Source organism: Halomonas sp. 11-S5, from assembly GCF_029889825.1.
In the GTDB taxonomy this organism is placed as follows: domain Bacteria; phylum Pseudomonadota; class Gammaproteobacteria; order Pseudomonadales; family Halomonadaceae; genus Halomonas.
Genome location: NZ_JARANW010000005.1, coordinates 165,125 through 183,199, shown reverse-complemented (window position 1 = coordinate 183,199; position 18,075 = coordinate 165,125). Strand labels below are relative to the sequence as shown.

The 18,075-nt window shown below is 68.1% G+C and carries 16 protein-coding genes; 4 read left to right on the top strand and 12 right to left on the bottom strand.

What is annotated here, in order from left to right; translation table 11 throughout:
- The first annotated feature begins 18 nt into the window (after positions 1-18).
- Together phoB and phoR are read left to right on the top strand one after the other, a co-directional pair.
- The gene (phoB, locus tag OP497_RS06295) at positions 19-708 is read left to right on the top strand and encodes a phosphate regulon transcriptional regulator PhoB (protein WP_280547268.1); all 690 of its coding nucleotides are present in this window, start codon (positions 19-21) and stop codon (positions 706-708) included.
- Between the two features lies 1 nt (position 709).
- Positions 710-2,023, top strand: coding sequence for a phosphate regulon sensor histidine kinase PhoR (gene phoR / locus OP497_RS06290; RefSeq protein ID WP_280547267.1), 1,314 nt, complete (start codon positions 710-712; stop codon positions 2,021-2,023).
- Here the strand turns inward: phoR and cysZ are convergent.
- The 6 genes from cysZ to OP497_RS06260 form a co-directional block, all read right to left on the bottom strand.
- A complete protein-coding gene (gene cysZ, locus OP497_RS06285; protein WP_280547266.1) occupies positions 2,011-2,763 on the bottom strand; it encodes a sulfate transporter CysZ in 753 nt (250 codons plus the stop codon). The genes phoR and cysZ overlap by 13 nt on opposite strands.
- A 213-nt stretch (positions 2,764-2,976) precedes the next feature.
- Complete coding sequence (gene phoU / locus OP497_RS06280; protein ID WP_280547265.1) at positions 2,977-3,705, bottom strand: phosphate signaling complex protein PhoU; 729 nt, start codon at positions 3,703-3,705, stop codon at positions 2,977-2,979.
- Positions 3,706-3,729: 24 nt separating this feature from the next.
- Positions 3,730-4,548 carry a phosphate ABC transporter ATP-binding protein PstB gene (gene pstB / locus OP497_RS06275; RefSeq protein ID WP_280547263.1) on the bottom strand — a complete coding sequence of 273 codons (819 nt, stop codon included), beginning with the start codon at positions 4,546-4,548 and terminating at the stop codon, positions 3,730-3,732.
- Between the two features lie 32 nt (positions 4,549-4,580).
- Complete coding sequence (pstA, locus tag OP497_RS06270; RefSeq protein ID WP_280547261.1) at positions 4,581-6,128, bottom strand: phosphate ABC transporter permease PstA; 1,548 nt, start codon at positions 6,126-6,128, stop codon at positions 4,581-4,583.
- Positions 6,125-7,348, bottom strand: a complete 1,224-nt coding sequence (locus OP497_RS06265; protein WP_280547260.1) for an ABC transporter permease subunit — start codon at positions 7,346-7,348, stop codon at positions 6,125-6,127. The genes pstA and OP497_RS06265 overlap by 4 nt, the downstream gene beginning before the upstream one ends.
- A gap of 70 nt (positions 7,349-7,418) precedes the next feature.
- Positions 7,419-8,369, bottom strand: coding sequence for a phosphate ABC transporter substrate-binding protein (locus OP497_RS06260; protein WP_280547259.1), 951 nt, complete (start codon positions 8,367-8,369; stop codon positions 7,419-7,421).
- A gap of 147 nt (positions 8,370-8,516) precedes the next feature.
- Between OP497_RS06260 and OP497_RS06255 the strand changes: the two genes are divergently transcribed.
- Positions 8,517-8,924, top strand: coding sequence for an acyl-CoA thioesterase (locus tag OP497_RS06255; RefSeq protein WP_280547258.1), 408 nt, complete (start codon positions 8,517-8,519; stop codon positions 8,922-8,924).
- An 85-nt stretch (positions 8,925-9,009) separates the two neighbouring features.
- Here the strand turns inward: OP497_RS06255 and OP497_RS06250 are convergent, their stop codons facing one another.
- From OP497_RS06250 to hexR, 3 genes are all read right to left on the bottom strand, one after another.
- Complete coding sequence (locus OP497_RS06250) at positions 9,010-10,110, bottom strand: TRAP transporter substrate-binding protein (protein ID WP_280547256.1); 1,101 nt, start codon at positions 10,108-10,110, stop codon at positions 9,010-9,012.
- A gap of 128 nt (positions 10,111-10,238) precedes the next feature.
- Complete coding sequence (uvrD, locus tag OP497_RS06245; RefSeq protein WP_280547255.1) at positions 10,239-12,443, bottom strand: DNA helicase II; 2,205 nt, start codon at positions 12,441-12,443, stop codon at positions 10,239-10,241.
- A gap of 179 nt (positions 12,444-12,622) precedes the next feature.
- On the bottom strand, positions 12,623-13,480 hold the full coding sequence (hexR, locus tag OP497_RS06240; protein WP_280547253.1) for a transcriptional regulator HexR: 858 nt from the start codon (positions 13,478-13,480) through the stop codon (positions 12,623-12,625).
- Positions 13,481-13,747: 267 nt separating this feature from the next.
- Here hexR and OP497_RS06235 point away from each other — a divergent pair, with 267 nt between their 5' ends.
- Positions 13,748-13,978, top strand: a complete 231-nt coding sequence (locus OP497_RS06235; protein WP_280547252.1) for a hypothetical protein — start codon at positions 13,748-13,750, stop codon at positions 13,976-13,978.
- Positions 13,979-14,056: 78 nt separating this feature from the next.
- Here the strand turns inward: OP497_RS06235 and OP497_RS06230 are convergent, their stop codons facing one another.
- From OP497_RS06230 to glmS, 3 genes are all read right to left on the bottom strand, one after another.
- Entirely contained in the window at positions 14,057-15,403 is a 1,347-nt protein-coding gene (locus OP497_RS06230; protein WP_280547251.1) for a sodium-dependent transporter, read from the bottom strand.
- Between the two features lie 358 nt (positions 15,404-15,761).
- Positions 15,762-15,995, bottom strand: a complete 234-nt coding sequence (locus tag OP497_RS06225) for a hypothetical protein (protein ID WP_280547250.1) — start codon at positions 15,993-15,995, stop codon at positions 15,762-15,764.
- A 239-nt stretch (positions 15,996-16,234) separates the two neighbouring features.
- Positions 16,235-18,070, bottom strand: coding sequence for a glutamine--fructose-6-phosphate transaminase (isomerizing) (gene glmS / locus OP497_RS06220; RefSeq protein ID WP_280547248.1), 1,836 nt, complete (start codon positions 18,068-18,070; stop codon positions 16,235-16,237).
- Between the last annotated feature and the right edge of the window lie 5 nt (positions 18,071-18,075).

Sequence of the window (18,075 nt, the reverse complement as noted above, 5' to 3'; positions counted from 1 at the left end):
TGACCACGAGGCTCCGGGATGACCGCCAAGACCGTACTGATCGTCGATGATGAGGCGCCGATCCGCGAGATGATCGCGGTGGCGCTGGAGATGGCCGACTATCGCGTCCTCGAGGCGGATAATGCCCAGGAGGCCCACGCCATGGTGGTCGACCACCAGCCCGACCTGGTGCTGCTCGACTGGATGATGCCCGGGACCAGCGGCATCGAGCTGGCCCGTCGCCTGAAGCGCGAGGAGGCCACCGCCGAGCTACCGATCATCATGCTCACCGCCAAGGGCGAGGAGGACAACAAGATCCAGGGACTCGAGGCCGGGGCCGACGACTACATCACCAAGCCCTTCTCGCCGCGGGAGCTGGTGGCGCGCCTCAAGGCGGTGCTGCGCCGCACCACGCCGCGGGGCATCGAGGATCCGGTGGAGATCGCCGGGCTGCTGCTCGACCCGGTCAGCCACCGGGTCAGCGTCGATGGCCACTCGCTGGAGATGGGGCCCACCGAATACCGCCTGCTGCAGTTCTTCATGACCCACCAGGAACGCGCCTACACCCGCGGTCAGCTGCTCGACCAGGTGTGGGGCGGCAATGTCTATGTCGAGGAGCGTACCGTGGACGTGCATATCCGCCGCCTGCGCAAGGCGCTGGGCGAACCCCATCACCAGCTGATCCAGACCGTGCGTGGCACCGGCTACCGGTTCTCCGCCAAGGGCTGACATGGGGCGGCTCTGGCGACGTGAGTTCTGGCGCCTGGCGACCCTGGTCGCCGCCGGGGCCCTGGTCGGCTGGCCCTTCTCCATCCCTACGGCCGGCATCGCCGCCGGCCTGCTACTCTGCCTGACTTTCCACCTGCGCCAGCTGCACGCCCTCTACCAGTGGCTCACCCTGCGCCCCCAGGAGGAGCCCCCCGCCAGCAGCGGCCTGTGGGGCGAGCTGTTCGACCGCCTCTACCGCTACCAGAAGAGCCAGCGCCTCACCCAGCAGCGGTTGCGGGCCACCTTGCAGCGCATCCAGGAGTCCTCCGAGGCGATGCGCGACAGCGTGGTGATGCTCGACCGCCACGGCGACCTGGAGTGGTGGAACAGCGCCGCCGAACGCATGCTGGGCCTCAAGCCCCAGCTCGACCGCGGCCAGCACATCACCAACCTGCTGCGTGACCCGCGCTTCGTCGACTACTTCCATGGCCGCGACTATCGCGAGCCGCTGACCCTGCCCTCGCCCATCGACGAGACGCTGATCCTGCAGTTCCAGATCACCCTCTACGGCGACGACGAGCGCCTGGTGATGGCCCGGGACATCACCCGACTGCATCGCCTGGAGCAGATGCGCCGGGACTTCGTGGCCAACGTTTCCCACGAGCTGAGGACCCCGCTGACCGTGCTCGCCGGCTACCTGGAGACCTATGGCGACATGGCCGGCCAGCTGCCGCCGCGACTGGGCCGCGGCCTGTCGCAGATGAAGGCCCAGACCGACCGCATGCAGAACCTGGTCAACGACCTGCTGCTGCTGTCACGGCTGGAGATCGACCAGGGCGGGCGCGATGACACCCCGCTGGCGATGGGCGAGCTGCTTGCGGCCGTGCAGAGCGACGCCGCGGCGCTCTCCGATGCTCGCCAGACCATCGGGGTGGAGGTCGAGGAGTCTCGTGCGCTGCTCGGCAACGAGCAGGAGATCCGCAGTGCGCTCTCCAACCTGGCCTTCAATGCCGTGCGCTATGCCGGGGAGGGGCGCCATATCGTGCTGCGCTGGCGCTCCCATGGCGAGGGCGCCTGCCTGGAGGTGGAGGACGACGGCGAGGGCATCGACCCGGTGCACCTGCCGCGCCTCACCGAGCGCTTCTACCGGGTCGACAAGGGGCGCAGCACCGCCACCGGCGGCACCGGCCTGGGGCTGGCCATCGTCAAGCACGTGCTGCTGCGCCACGACGCCCGGCTGGAGATCGACTCCCGCCCCGGGCGCGGCGCCACCTTCCGCTGCGTGTTCCCCGCCGAGCGCCTGCGCGACACGACCGAGAACGCTCAGCGCGCCTGAGGCGGACCGCCCTGCGCCGTGTCGGCCTCGAGGCCGCGGTAATGGCGCTCCCACATCAGCACCGCGGCGGCCACGGCGCCGGGTAGCAGCAAGAGGTTGGCCAGCGGAATCCAGGTGATCAGGGTCACCCAGCCGCCGTAGGTGAGGGTGGGCCACCAGCGGGCCTTCAGCCGGCGACGCATGTCGCGGAAGCCGACCTTGTTGTTGTCCATGGGGTAATCGAGGTAGGTGATCGCCATCATCCAGGCCGAGAAGGCCGCCCACAGCAGCGGCGCGATCAGGTTGACCACCGGGATCCAGCTGAGCACGAAGAGCAGGGCCATGCGCGGCAGGATGTAGCCCAGCTTGACGAGCTCGCGTCCCAGGGCGTCCACGGCGGTTTTCGCCAGCCCGCGGTCGTCCAGCGGCGGCCGCCCGGTCGCCTCCGCCTCCACCCGGGCGGCCAGGAAGCCGTAGAAGGGCGCGGCGATCAGGTGGGTCACCAGGGTGAAGGTGAAGAACACGATCAGCACCAGGCTGACCACGAAGAGCGGCCAGATCAGCCAGGAGAGCCAGTCCAGCCAGCCGGGAACCATGGCCATCCAGCCGTCCAGCCAGCCGCCGAAGTGGCCCAGCACGTACCAGAGCATGCCAGCGTAGACCAGCAGGTTGACGACTATCGGCAGGAACACATAGCGCCGCAGGCCGCGGGAGTAGACCAGGCGGGTCCCGCGGGTCAGCGCCGTCAAGGCATCGAGCATCTCAACGTCTCTTGCTATCGCAGTAACAGGCATCGTTCGGGGCTGATCCGACGACAGCTCCCGAAGTGTCGGACCATCGAGGAGGCGCTGTAAACCCTTCCATGGGCGCTACCGACGCCATCCCTGGCGTAGGACCTCCTCTTCGAGCTGTCCCCGGCGCCCCTTACCTAGGGGCGGCGGCCTGGGTCATTGAGGGTCAATCGCGGGGTGCGGTCAACCCTTGCCCTCGAGCATATCCTTGTCGAGATCCTCGGGGTCGGTGTGGCGGATATCAAGCCCCTTCACCAGGTAGACCACGTATTCGGCCAGGTTGTTGGCGTGGTCACCGATGCGCTCCAGGGCCCGCAGGATCCACATCACGCTGAGGACCGATGAGATCGAGCGGGCATCCTCCATCATGAAGGTCATCAACGAGCGCATGGCACTCTTGTACTCGTTGTCCACCTCCTCGTCCTCGTGGACCAGCTTGAGCGCCAGCTCGGTGTCGAGGCGGGCGAAGGAGGTCAGGGCATCGCGCACCATACGCCGCACGTGCTCGCTGATCATGCGCACCTCGACGAAGCCACGGTTGCCGTTGTCGGCGTCGATCAGATCGATGGCGTTGCGGGCGATCTTGCTCGCCTCGTCGCCGATGCGTTCCAGGTCGGACGCGGCGCGAATCACCGCCAGCACCAGGCGCAGGTCGGAGGCGGTCGGCTGGCGCCGCGCCAGCACCTGGGTGCACTCCTCGTCGATCTTGATCTGCATGTCGTTGACCGCGCGGTCGTTGGCGACCACCCGCTGGCCGAGTTCGGAGTCGCTCTCGAGCAAGGCGGCCACGGCGTCCTGGACCTGCTTCTCGACCAGGCCACCCATGGCCATCAGGTGAGTCTTGAGTTCCTCGAGCTCCTGGTTGAACTGCCGGGAGATATGCTGGCTGTGGATGTCGCTGGTAATGTCCATGGGACCTCTCCTTGGGGCCGGCCGTCAGGCCATGCGCCCGGTGATGTAGTTCTCGGTACGCCGCAGGCGCGGATTGGTGAACAGGGTGTCGGTGGGGCCATATTCCACCAGTTCGCCGTCCTGCAGGAAGGCGGTGTAGTCGGAGACCCGCGCCGCCTGCTGCATGTTGTGGGTGACCAGCACCAGGGTCAGGTGCGACTTCAGGTTGCGGATCAGCTCCTCGATCTTCAGCGTGGAGATGGGATCGAGCGCCGAGGCCGGCTCGTCGAGCAGCAGCACCTCGGGGCCCACCGCCAGGGTGCGGGCGATCACCAGGCGCTGCTGCTGGCCCCCGGAGAGCGACCAGGCCGAGGCACGCAGGCGGTCCTTCACCTCGTCCCACAGCGCCGCCGAGCGCAGCGCCCACTCGATGATGTCGTCGCGCTTGCGCTTGCTCAGCCCCCCCTGCAGACGCAGGCCGAAGGCCACGTTGTCGTGGATCGACATGGGGAAGGGATTGGGCGCCTGGAACACCATCCCCACCCGCCGACGCAGCTCGGCCACACCCACCTCTGGCGCGTGGATGTCCTGCCCCTCCAGACGGATCTCGCCCTTGCGCACCACCTCGTCATTGAGGTCGTGAAGCCGGTTGAACACCCGCAGCAGGGTCGACTTGCCGCAGCCGGAGGGACCGATAAAGGCCGTCACCCGATGGCGTGGTATGCGCAGCGTCAGGTTGCGCAGCGCCGGCGTGTCCCCGTAGGCAAGACTCAGCTCCCGAATGGCCAGGCTGCTGGCCGCGGGGGAGAAGTCGATGACCGCCGCCGGGTGGGGCGACGGGCGCAGGTCCTGGACGAATGGCATCGAGGCTCCCGGGTGGCGCGACGGTACTGGGCTCATCGACGGCTGAGCGCCCCGTGACGCGTATTGAGATGATGACGCAGAAATATTGCAGTCAGGTTAAGCACCAGGATCACCAGCACCAGCAGCAGCGCCGTGGCATAGACTAGCGGCATCGCCGCCTGGACATCGCCGCCGTGGAAGGCCGCATCGAAGATATGGTAACCGAGGTGCATGAACTTCCTGTCAAGATGCAGGAAGGGAAAGTCGCCGTCCACCGGCACCTGGGGCGCCAGCTTGGCCACGCCCACCAGCATCAGCGGCGCCACCTCGCCGGCGGCGCGCGCCACGGCCAGGATCACCCCGGTGAGCATGGCCGGCGTGGCCATGGGCAGCACCACCCGGGTGAGCATCTCCAGCCGGGTGGCCCCCAGCGCCAGGGCGCCTTCACGCTGCTGGTCGGGGACCCGCGCCAGCCCCTCCTCGGTGGCCACGATCACCACCGGCAGGGTCAGCAGGGCCAGGGTCAGCGAGGCCCACAGCAGCCCGCCGGTGCCGAAGGTCGGCGAGGGCAGGGCCGCGTCGAAGAACCATTCGTCCAGGGTGCCGCCGATGCCGTAGACGAACACCCCGAGGCCGAAGACGCCATAGACGATGGACGGCACCCCGGCGAGGTTGCGCACGGCGATCCGCACCAGCCGCGTCAGCCGGCCCTGGTGGGCCACCTCGTTGAGGTAGATGGCGGCCAGCACCCCGAAGGGCGTCACCAGGATCGACATCAGCATCACCATCAGCACGGTGCCGAAGATCGCCGGCCAGACGCCGCCGGCGGTATTGGCCGCCCGCGGACCCTCCGAGAGGAAGCGCCAGACGCCCTCGCCCCAGGCGGCCAGCTTGTCGAGCGGCGACATGGCGTTGGGCCGCCGCCCCCCTAGTACCTGCGCCAGCGGCACCACCAGTCGCCCGCCGTCGGCGGTCTCCAGGGTCAGCTGGCCGCCCTCCATGGCCGCCTGCAGTTCGCGCAGCCGGGTATTGGCCATGGCCAGCTCGCGGTCCACATCGGCCCCGGCCTCAAGGGCGCGGACCCGCGGCAGGATGACCTCGTCGCGCAGGGTGTCTCGGGCCTGGCGCAGCGCGGCCAGCTCGGCCAGACGGGTCTCGAGGGCCGCCCAGGCGGCCTCGCCCTCGACCCGCTGCCCCGTCGCGCTTTCCAGCGTCGCCAGCCGGCCGATCGCTTCCCCCCAGCGGCGACGCTCCAGCACCACCAGGTCGGGCGGATGGCTGACCGCGGCGATGGCCGACACCGCCACCCAGTCCCAGCGGGTGCCATCCAGGTCGCGGTTGCCGGTCCGGTAGAGCCGTTCACGCCCCGTCCCCTCCGGCAGCGGGACCTCGCGGACCCGCTCGCCGGCAAGCTGTCGGCCATCCTCGAGCACCACCAGGGCGATGGGGGCGGGCCAGAAGTGGCCGAAGCCGCGAATCGCCAGCAGCGAAAGCAACGCCAGCAACGCCAGCAGTGAGAGCGCCACGCTGCCCGCCGCCAGCCAGGCGCCAAGGCCCTCGCCGCGGGGCACTCGTGCCCGTGCGCTGTGAGCCGGCCTCATGCCCCGTTCCCCAGCCGCCGGTAGCGCCGGCGCAGGCGGGTCCGCACTAGCTCGGCCAGGGTATTGACCAGGAAGGTGAAGACGAACAGCAGCAGGGCGGCCAGCAGCAGCAGTCGATAGTGCAGGCCGCCGGGGCCCGCCTCCGGCAACTCGATGGCGATGGTGGCCGCCAGGGAACGCAGCCCGTCCAGGGGGTTCCAGGTCATCAGGGCCGCATTGCCACTGGCCATCAGCACGATCATGGTCTCGCCTACGGCCCGCCCGGCGCCGATCATCACCGCCGAGAAGATCCCGGGGGACGCCGCCGGCAGCACCACCCGCCACAGGGTCTGCCAGCGGGTCGCCCCCAGTGCCTGAGCGCCCTCGGCGAGGCTGCGCGGCACCCCCGAGAGGGCGTCCTCGGCCAGCGCATAGATGCTGGGCATCACCGCAAACCCCATGGCCATGCCGACGATCATGGCATTGCGCACGGCGACGTCGAGCCCCAGGCGCACGTCCAGCCAGTGGCGCAGGTCACCGCCGAACGCCCAGGCCTCGAGCCACGGCGAGAGCGCGTGGGCGGCGGCCAGGACCAGCAGCAGCCAAGGCAGCAGCCACAGACCCGCCCAGCCCAGCGGCATCGCCTGCTGCAGGCGCGGGGGCAGGCGCGACCAGAGGCCGCCGGCGAGCAGCAGCCCGGGCACCAGCAGCACCAGCATGGCCAGGACGTCCGCCAGGTGGCGCTCCACCCAGGGGGCGAGCACCAGACCGGCGACGAAGCCGATCACCACCCCGGGCAACGCCTCCATCAGCTCCAACGTCGGCTTCAGGCGGCTGCGCAGGCGCGGCGCCATGAAGAGTGCCGAATGGGCGGCTGCGCCCAGGGCCAGGGGCACGGCGATCAGCAGGGCCCAGGCCGCCGCCTCCAGGGTGCCCCAGGCCAGCGGCACCAGGCTGACCCGGGCCGCCTCGTCTGCCGCCAGGGTGGCGGTGGGGTCCCAGCGATAGCCGGCCGGGACATCCGCCCCCTCCTGGGGCAACCAGAGGGCCTGCTGGCTGACCGTCTGCGTCCCGCCGGTGGGCCAGAACAGCGGCACCACCTCGATCGCCAGGAAGACGCCGATGGCCAGCAGCGCGGCAAGCACGCCGATGCCGCCCGCGGTGACCAGCACGGTGGCCAGACGATCGCGCCCCTGACGCAGGCGGCGTCGAACGGGAGACGGGGGAAAGGAGTCGGACATGACCGGGCCTGCGCGAAACGGGGGTACTAACGGAATCGTACGACAGTGTGATGACAGCGAGATGACAGCATCAGCGGCCGGTCTCGTCCAGCGCCAGCCCGCGTCGCTGGCGCAGCCGCCTCGCCTCGGGCAGGGCCACGAAACCCAGCTCCTCGACGATCGCCTGCCCGGCCGGCGACAGCACCAGGTCGAGGAAGGCGCGCTCGGCGGCCGGCAGGGACTCGCCAGGGGGCAGGTTGAGGTAGAGGTAGAGGTCGCGGGACAGCGCATAGTCGCCGCGCCGCACCGCCTCGGGGTCGGGGAAGTGGCGCGTCCCCGAGGCATCGCGGCGCGCCAGGGCCTTCACGCCCGGCGTGAGGTGGTTGAGCCCGGCGTAGCCGATGGCCCGCGGGTCTTCTGCCACCGCCGCCACCACCGCGGCCGACCCCGGGTACTCGTTGATCTCGGGACGGAAGTGACCGTCGCACAGCGCGATCCGCCGGAACAGCCCCTGGGTGCCGGACGCCGCATTGCGGCCATGCAGGCGGATGCGCCCCTCGGGCCTGTCGAGCCCCAGCTGTCGCCAGCGCTGGATCCCCTCGCGCGCCCCGCAGCGCCGGGAGTCGGAAAAGATGGCATCCAGCTCGCGACGCCCCAGGCTCTCGAGGGGGTTGTGGCGATGGACCACGACCACCAGGGCGTCCCGGGCCACCGCCAGTTCCCGCGGTGGATAGCCGTGGCGTTCGATGAAGGCCCGCCGCTCGGCCTCGTTCATGGGGCGCGACATGGGCCCCAGCCGGGTGGTACCGGCCACCAGGGCCGGCGGCGCGCTGGCCGACCCGCTGGCCTGCAGCTGCAGGCGGATGCCGGGATGCTGGCGGGTCAGCGCCTCGCCCCAGCGCAGCATCAGTCCCGCCATGGTATCGGAGCCTACGGCGCCCAGGGTCCCGGCGATTTCCTCGGCCCTGGCCGGTGCCTGGGGCAGGCAGAGCACGACCAGCAGCAGCCAGGGGACCAGCCAGCGAGAGAGGACGGCAGACATGACGGCTCCTCGATGAGGGGAGATGAAGGAGGTTCTCGACCGGCGACGGGACATCGTGTCGCAGCGGTGGTGGAGACATGGCCTCGACGTATACCATGGAGCACCGATAAACACCCCACAACAACAACCCGAGTTGCTCAGCCTTCCATGACAGACATCGACGATATCCCCGCTCCCCAGGGTCAATTGACCCTCAAGCTGCTGGCCAGTCGCCAGGATACCAACCTGCACGGCGACATCCCCGGCGGCTGGCTGGTCGCCCGCATGGACGAGGCCGCCGAGGTGGCCGCCGGCCGCGAGGCGCTGGGCCGCACGGCCAACGTCGCCATCGAGGCCATGGACTTCCTCTGCCCGGTGCGGGTGGGCTCGATGGTCAACATCTTCACTCGGGTCAGCGAGATCGGTCGCAGCTCGATCAAGATCGACGTGGAAGTGTGGATCCGTGCCCCCCATGAACGCGATCCCGACGAGTTGCACAAGGTCACCGAGGCCCGCTTCGTGATGGTCGCCCTGGACGACAACGGGCGGATCCGTGCCGTCCGCCAGGGCGACTGACGCCGCCGTCGAGCGGCATCTCCCGCCGGAGCGAGAATGGGCGCCGCAGGGGCGCCCATGGCAGGGTGGCGAGTGAGGCCTGGCCTCAGGCGCCGACCTTCTCCCGGGTCTTCAGGTAGGCGAACTCGCCCACGTCGGTGAAGCGCTGCACCTTCTGCTGGAAGGCGGTGTAGGAGTCGTAGACCTTCCGCGACTCCTCGTCGGCTTCCACCTGCTTCTGGAGCACCTCCCGGGAGGAGGCATAAAGCGCTTCCAGCACCTCATCCGGGAAGGTGCGCAGCTCCACGCCGTGCTCGCTGACCAGGGTATCGAGCGCCTCGGCGTTGCGCACCGCGAACTCGCTGATCATCGCCAGGTTGGAGGCCATGGCTGCCTCGCTGACCACCGCCTTGAGGTCGTCGGGCAGGGCGTTCCAGGCCTCCAGGTTGACCGTGCCCTCGATGATGGCGCTGGGCTCGTTCCAGGCCGAGGTGTAGTAGTACTTGGCCACCTGGTGCAGGCCGAAGGCCAGGTCGTTGTAGGGCCCGACCCAGTCGGCGGCATCCAGCACCCCGGTCTGCAGTGAGGTGAAGATCTCAGACCCCGGGATGTTCACGGTGGTCACGCCGATGCCGTTCATGGCCTCGCCGGCCAGCCCCGGCAGGCGCAGCTTGAGCCCCTGCATGTCCTCCAGCGAGTTGATCTCCTTCTTGAACCAGCCGGCCATCTGGGTGCCAGTGTTGCCCACCGGAAAGGGCTTGAGGTTGTGCTTGGCGTACACCTCATCCCACAGCGCCTGACCGCCGCCATGGTAGAGCCAGGCGTTGGTCTCGGTGGTGGTCATGCCAAAGGGCACGGCGGTGAAGAACTGAGAGGCCAGGGTCTTGCCGCGCCAGTAGTAGGAGGCGGAGTGGCCCATCTGGGCGGTGCCCTCGCCCACCGCGTCGAACACCTCCATGGCCGGCACCAGCTCGCCCGCGCCGTGCACGCGGACCTTCATGCGGCCACCGGAGAGGCGCTCGATGCGCGCGGCGAAGTCGTTGGCCCCGGTGCCCAACGCCGGGAAGTTCTTGGGCCAGGAGGTCACCATGTCCCAGGTGATGGTCTGCTGGGCGCTGGCCGTGGAGATGAAGGGGGTGGCGGCGCCAGCGGCGGCACCAGCGCCAAAGGTCTTGAGGCTGTTCTTGAGAAAGAGGCGACGTTGCATGCGAGCGTGACTCCAGGAGGATTATTGTTCCCGCAGTGCCTGCGGGCTGAGGCGTGTCCGCTCACGAGTATGCGTCAAGGCCGAATTGCCCGGCAAGCGACTGCACCTGACGTCAACGTCAACGAAAATCAGAGCGGCGTCAGTTTGGCGAACCCCAGCACCAGCCACTTGTCGCCCTCGCCCTCGAAGCTGACCTGGACCCTGGCACGCTCGCCCTCCCCCTCGGCGTTGAGGATCACCCCCTCGCCGAACACCGGATGGCTGACCCGCTGGCCCAGCGAGAGCGACGGCAGTTCATCGCCCCCGTCGACAGAGGTCTGCCGCGAGAGCCCCACGGCCGGGCGGGCGGTCACCGGCCGCGAGATCTGGCCGCGCAGCCGTACTTCCTCGAGATACTCCTCGGGCAGTTCGCGCAGGAAGCGCGAGGCGCGCTGGAAGGTCTCCTTGCCGTGCAGGCGACGCAGCTCGGCATGGGTCAGGTAGAGCTTGCGCATGGCACGGGTCAGGCCCACGTAGCAGAGTCGCCGCTCCTCCTCCAGGCGCCCCGGCTCCTCCATGGACATCTTGTGCGGAAACAGGCCCTCCTCGACCCCGGCGATGAACACCACCGGGAACTCCAGGCCCTTGGCCGAGTGCAGGGTCATCAGCTGCACGCAGTCCTCGAACTCGTCGGCCTCGTGGTCGCCGGCGTTCAGCGCCGCCTCGGAGAGGAAGGCCTCCAGGGCCGCGGCCCCCTCGCCGGCCTCGGGGGGCTCGAAGCTCTCGCCCTGGGTAAACGCCTTGGCGGCGGTGACCAGCTCCTCGAGGTTCTCGACCCGGGCCTGCCCCTTTTCGCCCTTCTCGCTGCGATGGTGCTCGACCAGGCCGCTGCGCTCGATCACGTGATCGATGATCTCGTGGAGCGCCAGGCCGGCGGTGTCGTTGTCGAGGCGCTCGATCAGCTCGGCGAAGGCGCGCACCGCCGTGGCGGCCCGCCCCTTGAGCGAGGCATCCAGCAGGCTGTCATGCAGCGCCTGCCACAGCGACACCTCGCTCTGCCGGGCGCGGCTGCGCAGCACCTCCACGGTGCGGGTGCCGATGCCCCGGGCCGGGACGTTGATCACCCGCTCCAGGGAGGCGTCGTCGTCACGGTTGAGCAGCAGCCGCAGGTAGGCCAGGGCGTTCTTGATCTCCAGGCGCTCGTAGAAGCGCTGGCCGCCGTAGATGCGGTAGGGCACGCCCTGGCGGATCAGCGTCTCCTCCAGCACCCGGGACTGGGCATTGGAACGGTAGAGGATGGCGATCTCGCGCCGGTTGAAGCCCTCCTCGACCTTCTCGCGGATGGTGTCGACGATGAAGCGCGCCTCGTCCAGATCGTTGAAACCCGAGTAGACGGAGATCGGCTCGCCCCTGGCGCCCTCGGTCCACAGCTCCTTGCCCATGCGTTCGCTGTTGTGGCGGATCAGGGCATTGGCGGCCTCGAGGATGGCGCTGGTGGAGCGGTAGTTCTGCTCCAGTCGCACCGTCTTGGTGCCGGGGAACTCCTGCTCGAAGCGCCGGATGTTCTCGATGCGTGCCCCGCGCCAGCCGTAGATCGACTGGTCGTCGTCGCCCACCACGGTCATCGGGGTCTGCATGCCGGTGAGCAGCTTGAGCCAGGCGTACTGCAGGGTATTGGTGTCCTGGAACTCGTCGACCAGTACATGGCCGAAGCGCGCCTGGTAGTGGGCCAGCAGCGCCGGGTTGTCCCGCAACAGCTCGAGGCTTCGAAGCAAGAGCTCGCCGAAGTCCACCAGGCCGCCACGCTCACAGGTCAGCTGATAGCGCTCGTAGAGCTCGACCATCTGGGCCAGGTAGGCATCGCCATGGGCATCGACCTGGTGGGGGCGTAGCCCCTCCTCCTTGCAGCCGGAGATGAACGACTGCACCTGGCGCGGCGGGAAACGCTCGTCGTCGATGCGGTGGTCCTTGAGCAGCCGCTTGACCAGCCGCAGCTGGTCGTCGCTGTCGATGATCTGGAAGTGCTGGGGCAGCCGGGCATCCTGCCAGTGGGTGCGCAGCAGGCGATGGGCAATGGAGTGGAAGGTGCCCACCCAGACATTGCGCAACGAGATGCCCAGCAGCGCCTCCAGGCGGGTGCGCATCTCGCGGGCCGCCTTGTTGGTGAAGGTCACGGCGAGCACGGCGTAGGGCGAGAGCCCCTCGGCCTGCATCAGCCAGGCGATGCGATGCACCAGCACCCGGGTCTTGCCGGACCCGGCCCCGGCCAGCACCAGCATGTTGCCCTGGGGCGCACTGACGGCCTCGCGCTGGGCCGGGTTCATGTGATCGAGAATCGCCGTGACGTCGTCCATGGGGAAGGCATCGCTGCTCGGAAAATGGGCGAACAGCTTATCATATGCCCCCGCCTCGGCGCGGGAAGCCGTAAGCCGTAAGCCGTAAGCCGTAAGCCGTAAGCCGTAAGCCGTAAGCTGGGACTCTACCCAAGTTCACCAGCGGCAACGATTTTTACTTATAGCTTACAGCTTGAAGCTTATGGCTTCGGTTCGGGGAAGCGCAGCGGGTTGAGGCTCTTCTTCACTTCGCGAAGCTGCTCGGCGAGTTTCGGGCCGCGGGTCTTGGCCACGCCCACCGCCAGCACATCGACCAGCACCAGGTGGGCGATGCGCGAGCTCATCGGCGTATAGATCTCGGTGTCTTCGTGGACATCGATGTAGAGCGGCAGCGTGACCTCCTCGGCCAGCGGCGAACCGCTGGGGCAGAGCCCGATCACCGTGGCGCCAGACTCGCGGGCCAGGCGCACGCTGGCCACCAGCGCCCGGGTGCGGCCGGTCTGGGAGATCGCCACCACCACATCGCCCTCCTTCAGGGTCACCGCCGACATGTTCTGCATGTGCGGGTCGGTGTAGGCCGCGGTGGATATCTGCAGGCGGAAAAACTTGTGCTGGGCATCGGCGGCCACGGCCCCGGAGGCACCGAAGCCGTAGAACTCCACCCGGTTGGCCATCGCCAGTGCATTGATGGCCTGGCTCAGGGCCTCGTTGTCGAGACGGTCGCGCACCGAGAGCAGGGTACCCACGGTGGAATCGAAGATGCTCTGGGAGAATTCCGCCACCGAGTCGCTGTCGTTCATCGAGAACTGGGCGAACTGGCTACCCGAGGCCAGCATCTGCGCCAGCTGGAGCTTGAAGTCCTGGAAACCGTTGCATCCCAGGGCGCGGCAGAAGCGCACCACGGTGGGCTCGCTGACCTTGGCCTCGGTCGCCAGGTCGACGATGCGCATGTGGATCACTTCCTCGGGCTGGCGCAGCACGAAGCGCGCGACCTTCTGCTCGGAGCGGCGGAAGTGCTCCATACGACGTCTCATCTCATCGAACAGGGCGCGGCTCACGCGGGACTCCTTGCGGACTTGCCTTCCCGCCACGAGGGCGAGGCAGCGGAAAGATGGGCGGATTCATGCTTACAGTATGCCCCAAGCCGGCGGACGATGCGCACTTCCATCCGGTGCCCGCGCATCGGTGCCCGCGCGCGGCCGGGCGCCATGTCAGCCGGCGAGCGTTGGCACAGCGTTGTGCGTTCGCCGCAGGCGCCGTCATCATTCTGTCAAGTGGGGTATAGTAAGAAGTGCAGTATCGCGAGTCTTTTAGGAGAGTCGATCATGCGCAATGTCGAACGGTTATCCTCCCTCAAGAGTGAGCTTCTCGACATCTTCATGAGCATGGAAGTCGTCGAACACGAGCAACGTTCACGCACCGCCGCCCAGCGCAACCTGCGTGCCCGGCGCGGCATCGAACTGCACAAGGAATTCAAGCGACTGACCCGGGACATCGCCCCACTTCCCGACGAGGAACTGGCAGACGAGGAACTGGCGGAAGACGAGATGCACTGACGACGCATCACGCAACGAGCCCCGCCGGGGCGGGGCTCGTCGGGGGCTCGCTGCGCCGGAGCGTCCGGCGCACCCGGCTCAGAGGCTCGAGACGAAGACCAGGATCACGCCGGCCGGGGCCACGAAGCGTGACACCACGGTCCACAGCGTCGCCTGCCCGCCGGAGAGGTTCAGCTCGGCCGCCACGCTGGCGCGGTCGAGCCGCCAGGCCACGAACAGGATGGCTCCCAGGCCGGTCAGCGGCAGCAGGAACTTGCTGGTCAGGGTGTCCAGGAAGTCGAAGATGTTCAGGCCCGCAATCGACAGCTCGCTCCAGACGTTGAACGACATCAGCGCCGCGATGCCCAGCGCCCAGACCGCCACGCCGCCGACCAGGGTGGCGGACACGCGTGAGAGCGGAGTGCGCTCCTCCATCAGTTCCACCACCGGCTCCAGCAGCGAGATCGCCGACGTCAGCGCGGCGAAGGTCAGCAGCAGGAAGAACATCAGGCCGAGAATCATGCCACCGGTCATGTTGCCGAAGGCCAGCGGCAGGGTGACGAAGATCAGGCCGGGCCCCTCGCCCGGGCTCAGGCCATTGGCGAAGACAATGGGGAAGATGGCCAGGCCCGCCAGCAGGGCGATGGTGGTATCCAGGATGATCACCGTCCGGGCCGTTCCGATCAAGTTGACGTCCTCGCCCAGGTAGGAGCCGTAGGCCATCATGATGCCCATGCCCAGCGACAGGGTGAAGAAGGCCTGTCCCATGGCCGCCAGCACCACCTCGCCGGTGACCGCGCCCCAGTCGGGGCTGAACATGAAGGCCAGCGCCTCGCCGAAATGGCCGGTGGTCATGCCATAGCCCACCAGCACCAGCATCAGCATCAGCACCACCAGTGCCGGCATCAGGGTGCGCACGGCGCCCTCAAGGCCCTTGGTAACGCCGCGGGCGACGATGAAGATCACCAGCGCCATGAAGGCGGTATGCCATAGGGTCAGCGCCACCGGATTGCCCAGCAGGCCGGTGAAGATCTCGCTGACGCCATCCGCATCCTGACCGGTGAAGGCGCCGGTCACCGAACCAAGGGTATAGGAGAGCGACCAGCCACCGATGACGCTGTAGAAGGAGAGAATCAGGAAGGCGGCCAGCACCCCGGTGGCCCCGACCAGCGCCCAGGCGGGCAGTCGGCCATTCCTGCGGGCCAGGACGACCATGGAATTGATCGGGTTCTCCTGGCCACGGCGGCCGATCAGCCATTCCGCTACCAGGATCGGCAGGCCCACCAGGGCCACACAGGCCAGGTAGATGAGCACGAAGGCCGCGCCTCCGCTGTCACCCACCATGTAGGAAAACCGCCAGATATTGCCTAGCCCCACCGCCGAACCGGTGGCAGCCAGGATGAAGGCCATCTTCGATGACCACTGTGCGTGGGAGAGTTTCGACATGTTTCACCCTGAGAGTACGTGTCGCCAACGGCCGATCTGGCGCGATGACGGCTTGTGCTTGTCATTGCCACGTCCAGGGCGCCATGGTTCACACGACGCCGTCCAGAGCATGACAGGATCCAGGCAGGATCGCTGCCGTGTCGCACCTCGCGCGTTCCAGGCCGGTGCGGCAAGGAGCGGGAGAGGACCGGGTGCCAGATATTCGCAAGATCCACGCGGATTATGCGCAGGATCCAGTCAATATCCATGATATTGGCACGCCGAACCGTAAAACTATCCGATCAAACGCTCGATGACCAGCCATGGCGGGGAGATTCTCGCCCCGACTTTGGACGTAGGGCGATGGTCTGAAGCTCTGTCAGAAAAGCCTCGCCTGGCGCTCGCCTTCGAAGGCCTCGAGGGGAGAAAGTAAACAGTGTTCACAAAGCCGGGAAGACAGGCGATACGCCAGTTTCAACGCTCCGCGAACGTCCGGGGTATGCACCATCCGGTAAGAGGTTTTCCCCTGATTTATCCACAGGATGAGGCGTTCAATCAAGGGGGTGAAACAGCGCTCGTTGATCTCGTGATTGACATGCTCGATAAAACGCACCAGTGGGCAGCCTCCCGTGGAAAGCACGTGTAATGGGGCTCTCGGCTTTTCGGCCTCGTCATGCAGGAGCCCCGAGAGGGCCTACGGCGAGGTGGCGAAGAGCGGTCTCACGTCGAGCGTCGCGCGGTTCGCGCCGTAAGTTATCAACATTCGGTTGAGGGCCTTCTCGGCTCGTCCCTTGTGGAAGAATTCCCGGGACAGCTGAACCATCATCGGGCCGAGCCGTGCATCCAGCGGCCTCACTCCACGGTGACGGACTTGGCCAGGTTGCGCGGCTGGTCCACGTCGGTGCCCTTGAGCACCGCCACGTGGTAGCTGAGCAGCTGCAGCGGCACGGTAAAGAGGATCGGCGCCAGCGCCTCGTGCACATGGGGCAGGCGCAGCACGTGCACGTGCTCCTCCTCGTTCAGCCCCACCTGCTCGTCGGCGAAGACGAAGAGCTCGCCGCCACGGGCGCGGACCTCCTGGAGGTTGGACTTGAGCTTGTCGAGTAACTCGTCATTGGGCGCCACGGAGATCACCGGCATCTCGCTGTCGACCAGCGCCAGCGGACCGTGCTTGAGCTCGCCCGCCGGGTAGGCCTCGGCATGAATGTAGGAGATCTCCTTGAGCTTGAGCGCGCCCTCCAGGGCGATGGGGAAGTGGGCGCCGCGGCCCAGAAAGAGCGCATGGTGCTTCTCGGCGAAGGCCATGGAGAGCCGCTCGATGGCCGGATCCAGCTCGAGCACCCGGGCCACCAGGCCGGGCAGGCCACGCAGTGCCGTCACCAGGTCGGCCTGGACGCGCTCGTCGAGCCCCTTCGCCCGGCCCAGTGCCAGGGTCAGCAGCATCAGGGCGGTGAGCTGGGTGGTGAAGGCCTTGGTGGAGGCCACGCCGATCTCGGGCCCGGCCTGGGTCATCAGGGTCAGGTCCGACTCGCGCACCAGCGAGCTGCCCGGCACGTTGCAGATCGCCAGGCTGGCCAGATAGCCGCGCTCTCGGGCGAAGCGCAGTGCCGCCAGGGTATCGGCGGTCTCGCCGGACTGGGAGAGGGTCACGAAGAGGGTCCCCTCGGGTACCACCACCTGGCGATAGCGATACTCCGAGGCGACCTCCACCTGCACCGGCACCCCGGCATAGCGCTCCAGCCAGTAGCGGGCCACCATGCCGGCATGGTAGCTGGTGCCGCAGGCGACGATATGGATCTGCTTCGCCTGGTGGAAGAGTGCCTCGGCCTCGGGGCCGAAGCTCTCGATCAGCGCCGAACGCTCGCCCAGGCGCCCCTCTAGGGCGGCCGCGATCACCATCGGCTGCTCGTGGATCTCCTTGAGCATGAAGTGGCGATAGTCGCCCTTGCTGGCCGCCCCGTCGCCATGCTCGAAGGTCTGGACCTCACGCTCGACCGGCATGCCCCGGGCATCGAACACCTCGATGCGACCGCCGGCGGAGAGGCGCACCGCATCGCCCTCCTGGAGGTAGATGAAGCGGTCGGTGACCTGCAGCAGGGCCAGGGGGTCGGAGGCCAGGAAGGCCTCGTCGATGCCCACCCCCACCACCAGCGGGCTGCCCTTGCGGGCGCCGATGACGACGTCGGGTTCCTCGGCATGGATCACCCCCAGCGCATAGGCGCCGTCCAGCCGGGCCAGTACCCGCCGAACGGCGGTGAGCAGGTCACCGGCCTGGCGGCTCTCGCGCTCCAGCAGGTGGGCGATCACCTCGGTGTCGGTCTCGGAGGTGAAAGCGTAGCCCTCGGCCGCGAGCTCGCGCCGCAGCGCCTCATGGTTCTCGATGATGCCGTTGTGCACCACCGCCAGCCGCTCGCCGGACTGGTGGGGATGGGCATTCGCCTCGCTGGGGCGGCCATGGGTCGCCCAGCGGGTATGGGCGATCCCGCTGCGTCCCGGCAGCGGCTCGGCGACCAGGCGCGCCTCCAGGGCCGCCACCTTGCCCAGGGCGCGCCGCCGCTGCAGGCGGCCCTCCGGGGCGAGCACCGCCATGCCGGCGGAGTCATAGCCGCGGTATTCCAGGCGCTTGAGCCCCTCCAGCAGGATGCCCTGGACGTTGCGTTCGGCAACGGCACCGACGATTCCACACATATGAC